Origin of the sequence: Microcoleus sp. Pol12B4, from assembly GCF_036701385.1 — a bacterium.
In the GTDB taxonomy this organism is placed as follows: domain Bacteria; phylum Cyanobacteriota; class Cyanobacteriia; order Cyanobacteriales; family Microcoleaceae; genus Microcoleus.
In genome coordinates this window covers 1-6,404 of the sequence record NZ_JAUBQR010000302.1, presented here as the reverse complement: position 1 = coordinate 6,404, position 6,404 = coordinate 1, and the positions used below count along the sequence as shown (strand labels likewise).

Here is a 6,404-nt window from a genome sequence, read left to right as displayed (position 1 = left end):
GGTTTTTGATAAGTTAACTGTCAAATTATCGAGGGCGATCGCACTTTTGGAGATTAAGGGCGATCGCTTTTCAATTTAAGGGGATAGGTGAAGGGGCAACCCACACTCATAAAGGTGAATCAAAACACCCATTCATGGTCTGGATCATTAAGTGCAGCTTTTACTGATGCTAAGTTTGCAAGGTCTTGCAAAGGACTCGACTTAGCTATTTCTGTAATTGAATGTAAAGCTAATGCTAACTGTTCATTATTGCCACTAGCTATTGCCGAATCCACTACGCTAAAAAGATCGCGAAAATTTTCTGCACGCTCATCAAATGAGCGATCGAGGTACTCCATCATCCAATCGCTCTGGGCTTTAATCTGAGCGATGGTTGTTTTTTCCCATGCATCAATTTCACGCCGTTTAGTCTGCTCCTGCTCTGCCACCATCTTGTACTCAGTGTAAGCTGAGACAATTTCCTGTAAGCATTCAGCAGGACTGGTGATTTTTGAGATGCCTCGCGAAACTTCTTTTGCTATCATGTCAACTTGCCTCAAATAGTACCGTATTTAGCTTGGATTTTAGCAGTCGCAGGGTTGAGGTTTCCTTCGCTATCTAAGACAGGGGTCTTCATAATTTCTGCAAGCGATTTTACCAGAAGCGCTACCTGTTGCAACTTACGCACATCTGCATTTTGATTTCGCTCGAATGCCTGGGATTCAAGTTCGTTAAGTCCGAGAACAGCACGAGAGTTCAAGTTATTCACCACATAGTTAAGTTCATCAATCCGTCGCTGGACTCTTTCCAAAAAGTCTTTAGCAGCATCAATTTTAGCGATTTCTGTATAGACCTTGGCTTCATATTCTCGTGCTTTTGTCAAAGCTTTCTCACCTTCACCAGCAAGCATGAAGCCACCAATTGCCAAGGCTGGACCAACCATAATACCTCCAAGTACAACTGTACCAACTGCCATGCCACCGCCACCAGCAGCCAGAGAACCACCTCCCAGCCATGCAAGAGTCGCATTCCAAGCTGCTGCACCGCTGAGCCCAGCGATCGCAGTGCCGGTACTTGCTGTCCCAAACAGTCCGATCAAGCCAACTGCACCTTGACCTGCCGCTACTGCTGCCCCAGCAGCTTTAAAACCACCTTTGACAAATTGTTCTGCTTCTAAAGCCGCAGCTTTGTACTCATTAATCTGCTGAATAGAAATGCCTTCTCATCCCTCCAAAAACTGCTTGTCGCTTAGAGAACCACGCTGACCAATACGCTCAATAAATTTGACAAATCGCCCAATTGTACGAATTTTGATATTTAGTTGCAGTTGACCGTACTCTTCTGCAAGATTTTGAGTGCATTCCCATTCGTTTTTCAAACGATTGCAAGCACGTTCATGCTGTTCTTGAGCGCTCTTGCCCATGTTCTTTGCATCGTTCATGTCGGAAACACCTGCAATACCAGCTCCAATGCCAAGAGCGGAAGCAGCTATAGCAGCAGCACCCAAAATAATCGGGATTATAAAAATCATCAAATTTTCCTCAAAACTAATGATTCAGCAATGCTCAATGAGTCTAGTTATTAGCTACTTCAAGCTAGCTCTCTCGTCATTTTGACTCATTGCACGTAGATCGGGATATTCTACTTATAATAATATAAGTAACCATACCTTTTATCTTACACTCATCAGTAATTATGTTAGACTTATATCAGGAATTTTTACCCCACTCCGCTATGCCGCCAGCCGACGAGTAATTTAGCGAAGCCGCAAACCACTGGGACTTAGAAAACCTCTACGCAGACCTGGCCTCAGCCAAGGGAAAACGCCTCAACCCAATGGAAAAGCTTCACCTGCGAGGGCTTCTGTGCGGTCATAGTCCCGGAGAAATAGCGGAAAAACGCCAAAAGAACCCCAAGGGAGTTGAAACTGACCTATGCGCTACTTTATATAAGTACGTCAAAAGTCTGGTGGGTAAAGGCGTTGAAAAAATAGAAAATTGGAGAAATATTGCTGAATGGCTTGAGGATGCTGGATATAAAACTAAGCCATCTGCTAAATTGCCTATTCAAGACGGTTTATCGGAAAATAGTAAAGTCAATGTAACTAATATAACTTTTGAGAATAATCAAATAAAAATTGGTGTATACCTACAAATAACTGTACCGCTACCTTCAGAACTCTCCATACAAAATCTAGACATCAACGATAACAACGGTAACTAAAATTTTGCCACAATTCAACAGATTGGTAGGGTGAAGCGACTAAAATCAGGAATGGCGATGGCCCTTACGGACTCAAGCAACAACCTCAGCAATAATGTTTATCTTATCTCTTATGCCAAATATTTACATTATTGGCGGTCCTAAAGGTTCAGGTAAAACTACAGTTTCCCTGAGATTATTACCCTATTTTTTAGAAAATTTTGAAGATGTCAACGCAGATGCGAACGCGGCCTGAATGTCCTAATTCACTCCAGAGTCAGTCGCCATCCTCGGAGGATGCTTAATGATACAAAGACGGCGAACTTTATCATACTCTGGCACTGATTCCGCCTTCGAGACAACTTTAGCCGATCGTAACTTAGCTCGATTCTTGAAAAACTGTAAAACTAAAGGCTAGACAATCAACCTGATTTAGTTCTGGCTGCAATCTCCAGAAATTCCAATTGAACGGGTGCAACCCAGGGTTGAAAGTGGCAGACATTCTCTTCTCGGAATCGACATAATTTCTCTCATATTGCTTTTCAGATAAATCGACCCTGGTTTTTTCAAATAAGCCAGTGAAGCGCAGCTATTCCCTAGGGCACCGCCCAACCTCAGACCGAAGTCATCAAATAACCAATAACCAATAACAAATAACATAACTAATGTCAAGAGTGTTTTTTCGGAAATATTAAAGATTCAATAAAAATTGCTACCAACATTTGCGAATTATAGCACTTTGTTCCAAGTATTTGACAATGCTAAGTTAATTAAAGATTTTATAAAAGTGACGCATAAGTCTTTACATTGGCGATCGCAATTTTGTTATTCTATTAGAAAGTTTCATTCAAGCGACTGAATTTTTGTACTCCAGTCCTACCCCTAAACAGAACGGCAGTTTCCACAATGAGAATTTTAGTCACAGGCGGTGCGGGTTTCCTCGGTTCCCACCTAATCGATCGCTTAATGGCCCAAGGACATGAGGTAGTCTGCCTGGATAATTTTTACACCGGGACTAAACGCAATATCCTTAAATGGCTGGACAACCCGTATTTTGAGTTGATCCGCCACGACATCACGGAACCGATTCGGTTAGAGGTAGATCAGATTTACCATCTGGCCTGTCCTGCTTCCCCCATACACTATCAATACAACCCTGTCAAGACCATTAAAACAAATGTCATCGGCACGATGAATATGTTGGGATTGGCAAAACGGGTAAAAGCAAGATTCTTTCTCGCTTCGACTTCCGAAGTGTACGGAGATCCTGATGTCCATCCGCAAACAGAAGATTATCGCGGCAACGTTAATTGTATAGGAATTCGCAGTTGTTATGACGAAGGCAAACGAGTAGCTGAAACCTTATCTTTTGATTACCACCGTCAAAATGGGGTAGACATTCGAGTTGTGCGAATCTTCAATACCTACGGTCCTCGGATGTTGGAAAATGACGGCAGAGTAGTGAGCAACTTTATTGCTCAAGCTTTGCGGAATCAACCGCTGACAGTATACGGCGACGGTTCCCAAACACGGAGTTTTTGCTACGTTTCTGATTTGGTGGAAGGATTTATTCGTTTGATGAATAGCGACCAAATCGGGCCGATGAATTTGGGGAATCCCGGCGAATACACTATTTTGGAACTGGCAGAAAAAATTCAAAATATGATTAATCCAGGGGCAGAAATTATCTTTAAACCGCTGCCGGAAGACGATCCAAAACAGCGACAACCGGATATTACTCGTGCTAAGACTTGGTTGGGGTGGGAGCCAACTGTGCCGCTGGATAAAGGTTTAGAGTTGACTATAAAGGATTTTCGCGATCGCATCGAGGGAAACCAAAATTAGAGACTGGGAGAAGGGGAGACTGGGAGAGTAGGGCAGGGAAAAAATCTTCCTTATTCCCAATTCCCAATTCCCAATTCTCGATTGCCATCTGATTTTTTTACTAACTTTGAGGACATTTGTATGCATGTTTGCGTTATCGGTACAGGATATGTTGGCTTAGTCACCGGGACTTGTTTGGCCCACATCGGCCACCACGTGATTTGCGTAGACAACAACGAAGAAAAAGTTAAATTAATGAAGTCTGGACAGTCGCCTATTTTTGAACCCGGACTGTCTGAATTAATGTCCTCTGCATCTGCGTCGGGCAATCTAGAATTTACTTCGGACTTAGCAGCAGGAGTGGCTCACGGAGACATTTTGTTTATTGCCGTGGGGACGCCTCCTTTGCCTACTGGGGAAAGCGATACTCGCTACGTGGAAGCGGTTGCTCGTGGAATTGGAGCTCACCTCGACGGCGATTATAAAGTAATTGTCAATAAATCTACGGTGCCAATCGGTTCTGGGGACTGGGTGCGGAGGATTGTCCTCGACGGTTTGGCGGAACGTCAAAAAGCTCAAACCAATGATGCGGCTACGGGTGAGGAAGTAGCAGCAAAAAAAGGTGTGGTATTTGATGTAGTTAGCAACCCGGAGTTTTTGCGGGAGGGCTGTGCTGTTTTCGATACTTTTAATCCCGATCGCATTGTTCTCGGCAGCAACTCTCGGCGGGCTATGGATATGATGCTACAGTTATACCGGCCGATTGTCGATCGCAAGTTTGCAGAAAATCCGTCTTTGCCGGAGGTTCCTGTGGTGATGACTGATATCAGTTCAGCGGAGATGATTAAGTACGCAGCTAATGCTTTTTTGGCTACGAAGATTAGCTTTATTAATGAAGTTGCTAATATTTGCGATCGCGTCGGTGCAGATATTACTCAAATAGCGAGAGGTATCGGTTTAGATTCGCGGATTGGTGGCAAGTTTCTGCAAGCTGGTATTGGTTGGGGCGGTTCTTGTTTCCCGAAAGATGTCTCAGCTTTAGTTCACACTGCTGAGGATTACGGCTACGAGGCGCATTTGCTGAAAGCGGCGGTGGAAGTTAACGAACGCCAGCGTTTGATTGCTATTGAAAAGTTGCAACAAGTTTTGAAGATTCTCAAAGGTAAAACAGTCGGACTTTTGGGTTTGACTTTCAAGCCGGATACGGACGATTTGCGGGATGCTCCAGCGCTGAATTTAATCGATAATTTGAATCGGTTGGGAGCGAAAGTTAAAGCTTACGATCCGATTGTTTCTCAAACAGGGATGCGTCACGGTTTGTCGGGAGTTTTGGTAGAAACTGACCCGGAAAGACTGGCCGACGGTTGCGATGCTTTGGTGTTGGTGACTGACTGGGAACAGTTTCGTAATTTAGATTACGAGAAAATGGCGAAGTTGATGAATCATCCGGTGATGATAGATGGCCGCAATTTCTTAGACAAAAAGGCTTTAGAAGCGGCTGGTTTCCAATATGTGGGGATTGGAAGGTAAAGAAGAGTTTTAAGTAGAATCTCTATTTCGTAGGGTGCGCATTGCGCACCTTACATTTATCTTGCTGGTGGCCAACAATAGCGGGTTTACTCGCCTCGACTGCTTTAAAAATTCTCCATCAATGTTTTTTCTTGAGCGTAAACATCTCGTAGCTGTTGCAGCGCTGAGGCAGAAATTACCGATTTAACTGTAGCTACTAATTTGCCCCACTCAAGCAAGCTGTCAACTGAAACAGCAGTTTTGAAGTTATACGTATAGAATTTAGTCCAAAATTCTGGTGCTTGTGTCCGTTTCCAGCGTTTGTACCATGCGACAAAATCTGGAGCGCAGGGCGGTTTTACTTCTAGAATTGGCGGAAAATCGGCGTAGCTGACAAATCGACTCAGGCCTTTGGCATGAAGGTACACTACGTTGTGGCAGCATTCTATCCGGTAGATCTGTTCGGGTGATATGTTGAACAGGAGTGCCACTGTTTCTTCGGTGACAAATCTCGATCGCGGATTGACGATCGACGATTTGTGAATAATTTTTGATGCGCCGATCGCTGACGATCTTAGCTGATTTTCTGATATCATTGTAGTTGCATCTGGTGGTGGTAGCTAAATCTATCTCTGCTAAGTGCGATCGACAGAAATTATCTGTCGGGACTAATTTTAACTGGCGATCGTCTTTAGTTTGCAGACCGGGGGCGATCGCTTTTTGATATATTATACTAAATCCAAAATTTTGTAAATAGTGAATATGAGCAAAGGCTTAGTCAGATTGCGGGTTCGAGAGTTAGCTGCCGAGAAGGGATGGACGCTCAAAGAGGTTGCGGAGCGATCGGGCGTGGGCTACAGTACGATTAGCAATTATGCCCGTTCTCAGGG

8 protein-coding genes are annotated in these 6,404 nt (G+C 43.9%); 4 read left to right on the top strand and 4 right to left on the bottom strand.

Features of this window, described 5'->3' with window-relative positions:
• Positions 1-119 precede the first annotated feature (119 nt).
• The 3 genes from QUA38_RS26740 to QUA38_RS26730 all read right to left on the bottom strand — a co-directional run bounded on the left by QUA38_RS26740 (position 120) and on the right by QUA38_RS26730 (position 1,510).
• Positions 120-524: a hypothetical protein gene (locus QUA38_RS26740; protein ID WP_333167243.1), complete on the bottom strand. Its 405-nt coding sequence runs from the start codon at positions 522-524 to the stop codon at positions 120-122.
• A gap of 11 nt (positions 525-535) precedes the next feature.
• Complete coding sequence (locus tag QUA38_RS26735) at positions 536-1,078, bottom strand: hypothetical protein (RefSeq protein WP_333167241.1); 543 nt, start codon at positions 1,076-1,078, stop codon at positions 536-538.
• A 123-nt stretch (positions 1,079-1,201) separates the two neighbouring features.
• A complete protein-coding gene (locus tag QUA38_RS26730; RefSeq protein ID WP_333167239.1) occupies positions 1,202-1,510 on the bottom strand; it encodes a hypothetical protein in 309 nt (102 codons plus the stop codon).
• A gap of 305 nt (positions 1,511-1,815) precedes the next feature.
• Here QUA38_RS26730 and QUA38_RS26725 point away from each other — a divergent pair, with 305 nt between their 5' ends.
• The 3 genes from QUA38_RS26725 to QUA38_RS26715 all read left to right on the top strand — a co-directional run bounded on the left by QUA38_RS26725 (position 1,816) and on the right by QUA38_RS26715 (position 5,535).
• Positions 1,816-2,202 (top strand): helix-turn-helix domain-containing protein, encoded by a 387-nt coding sequence (locus QUA38_RS26725; RefSeq protein WP_333167237.1) that lies wholly within the window; start codon positions 1,816-1,818, stop codon positions 2,200-2,202.
• A gap of 885 nt (positions 2,203-3,087) precedes the next feature.
• Positions 3,088-4,026 (top strand): UDP-glucuronic acid decarboxylase family protein, encoded by a 939-nt coding sequence (locus QUA38_RS26720; protein WP_333167235.1) that lies wholly within the window; start codon positions 3,088-3,090, stop codon positions 4,024-4,026.
• Positions 4,027-4,146: 120 nt separating this feature from the next.
• A complete protein-coding gene (locus QUA38_RS26715; protein ID WP_333167233.1) occupies positions 4,147-5,535 on the top strand; it encodes a UDP-glucose/GDP-mannose dehydrogenase family protein in 1,389 nt (462 codons plus the stop codon).
• A 104-nt stretch (positions 5,536-5,639) separates the two neighbouring features.
• Here the strand turns inward: QUA38_RS26715 and QUA38_RS26710 are convergent, their stop codons facing one another.
• A complete protein-coding gene (locus QUA38_RS26710) occupies positions 5,640-6,110 on the bottom strand; it encodes a hypothetical protein (RefSeq protein ID WP_333167231.1) in 471 nt (156 codons plus the stop codon).
• A gap of 166 nt (positions 6,111-6,276) precedes the next feature.
• Between QUA38_RS26710 and QUA38_RS26705 the strand changes: the two genes are divergently transcribed.
• Positions 6,277-6,404 (top strand): helix-turn-helix transcriptional regulator (locus tag QUA38_RS26705; protein ID WP_333167244.1); only part of this gene is annotated, 128 nt, incomplete at its 3' end.